2 protein-coding genes are annotated in these 2,328 nt (G+C 38.2%); one reads left to right on the top strand and one right to left on the bottom strand.

What is annotated here, in order from left to right; all coding sequences use genetic code 11:
• Positions 1–43: 43 nt before the first annotated feature.
• Entirely contained in the window at positions 44–1,921 is a 1,878-nt protein-coding gene (locus tag NI464_RS15645; RefSeq protein ID WP_253139505.1) for a potassium transporter Kup, read from the top strand.
• 66 nt (positions 1,922–1,987) lie between these two features.
• Here NI464_RS15645 and NI464_RS15640 read toward each other — a convergent pair whose 3' ends face one another.
• The gene (locus NI464_RS15640; protein WP_004282105.1) at positions 1,988–2,185 is read right to left on the bottom strand and encodes a hypothetical protein; all 198 of its coding nucleotides are present in this window, start codon (positions 2,183–2,185) and stop codon (positions 1,988–1,990) included.
• Positions 2,186–2,328: the final 143 nt, after the last annotated feature.

Here is a 2,328-nt window from a genome sequence, read left to right as displayed (position 1 = left end):
AGATGATAAAATTCGAGGCTCCCCAATTTTGTAAATCAAATATATGCAAAATAATGTGAGTAAGCCGGCAGTACCAGCATTAACACTGGCTGCACTAGGAGTAGTATTCGGCGATATAGGAACGAGTCCATTATATGCATTAAAAGAAAGCTTTCATGCGACACGCGGGCTACCTATTAATGAACTTAATATCTTGGGAATTCTCTCTTTAATCTTTTGGACCATTACCTTAATTGTTTCGCTTAAATATGTTTTGGTGATCATGAGAGCTGATAACAATGGTGAAGGGGGTATCATGGCATTACTCGCCTTAAACCTTAGGCAAAAAGGATTGTCCCGTGGAAAAAGACTGGCAATCATTATCTTAGGTTTCATTGGAGCATCCTTATTCTTCGGTGACGGTATCATCACCCCTGCTATTTCTGTTTTATCTGCAGTTGAGGGACTTTCTGTTGCTGCCCCGTCATTTGATCGCTTCATTATTCCAATCAGTATTGGAATTCTTATAGCTCTCTTTGCCGTTCAAAAACATGGGACTGCAATGATGGGGAAGTTTTTTGGTCCTATTACCCTGTTATGGTTCCTATCTATTGGTGCCATTGGCATTATGAGTATTATTCAAAGTCCATTTGTTCTTGCATTATTCAGCCCACACTGGGCTTTTTTATTCGTTATTAACAATCCTCTTATTTCATTTTTTGTGATGGGAGCTGTGGTTTTAACAGTAACAGGTGGTGAAGCCTTATATGCGGATATGGGATATTTTGGTATTTTACCGATCAAGTTAGGCTGGTTTTTAATTGTACTGCCATGTCTGATGCTGAATTATGCTGGACAAGGAGCATTACTGTTAAGAGATCCTTCGGCTATCACCAATCCTTTTTACCTGCTTCTGCCTTCAGCCCTTCTATATCCTATGATTATTCTGGCTACTGCAGCTGCAGTGATTGCCTCACAGGCTTTAATCAGTGGGGTATTCTCTATGGCTAAACAGGCAATACAGTTGGGATATCTACCTAGGCTTACAGTTTTACATACCTCCGCTTCGGAAATTGGACAAATTTATATTCCATTACTGAACTGGCTCCTGTTTATCTCTATCACCATCTTGATCTTAATATTTGAAAGTAGCAGCAAGTTGGCAGGTGCTTATGGTCTGGCCGTCACTGTGACCATGTTCTGTGACACACTGTTAGTAGCTTTTCTGGCTTATAGTTACTGGAAATGGAAAACATGGAAAGTCTTACTGTTCATTATTCCATTCGCCTTTATTGATCTGGTTTTGCTGAGTTCAAACCTATTAAAAGTACTGATTGGAGGCTGGGTACCAGTCGTTATTGCGGTTATTGTTTTTACCCTCATGATGACCTGGAAAAAAGGCAGAGAGATTCTTCAGGACAAACTGCAGAAGGACACGCTTCCACTGAATGTGTTTCTTGAGCACCTTGAACAGGCAGGTCAGAAAGTGAGTGGAAATGCCGTATTTTTAACTGGAACGCCTCAAGTCGTACCCCATGCGCTTTTACATAATCTAAAGCATAATAAAGTTCTGCATGAACGTAATTTTTTGGTGACAATCAAGACTTCTGAAATCCCGTATGTTGATGAAGCTAAGCGAATCGTTACTGAAGTACTAGAGAATGGTTTTTTCAGAATAACGATCCATTATGGATTTAAAGAAGAGCCTAATGTGCCTCATTCATTGAAACAAGCTTTTTCAGTACTGGATCTTGAGTATGACTTAATGAATATCAGCTTCTTTGTTTCTAGAGAAAGATTAATTCCAAGTCTGTCCAGCAAGATGTCTACATGGCGTGAAAAGTTATTTGTCGCAATGCAAAAAAATACCAGCCCTGTCAGTGATTTTTATAAAATCCCTTCTAACCGGGTGGTAGAGCTAGGTAGTCAGATTGAAATTTAAGAATTTCTAAAATGAATAGGCACCTTTAAATAAGGGTGCCTATCTGATCAGAATAAATCTTTTACTTTAATTTTCCAATAGTTGACCAATCTCTAAAGCTGAATAACCACGTTCTTTAAAGATCAAAATAATTGCTTTTTTATAATCTTCAGAAGTAGAGGTCTTATATTTTGTTATAAGTTGAATTTCAGAATTAAGCTGAAGGTCATTTTTTATCGTCAACACTTCCGTAGAGACTTTATTAAAAATCTTGAAATTAAACATACAGGCGCTCTTTATCAATATTATAGCGGCCCGACTACAACAAATACCTGCCTTAGCTCAGCTAGACACCCTTGGCTGCAAGGATTACAAATTAGACAAGATTCTGCAAGTTTTGCTCCATTGAAAGTATGAATATTCAACTA

Origin of the sequence: Acinetobacter lwoffii (genome assembly GCF_024129685.1) — a bacterium.
In the GTDB taxonomy this organism is placed as follows: Bacteria; Pseudomonadota; Gammaproteobacteria; order Pseudomonadales; family Moraxellaceae; genus Acinetobacter; species Acinetobacter lwoffii_X.
This window is presented reverse-complemented; position numbering and strand designations above follow the sequence as displayed.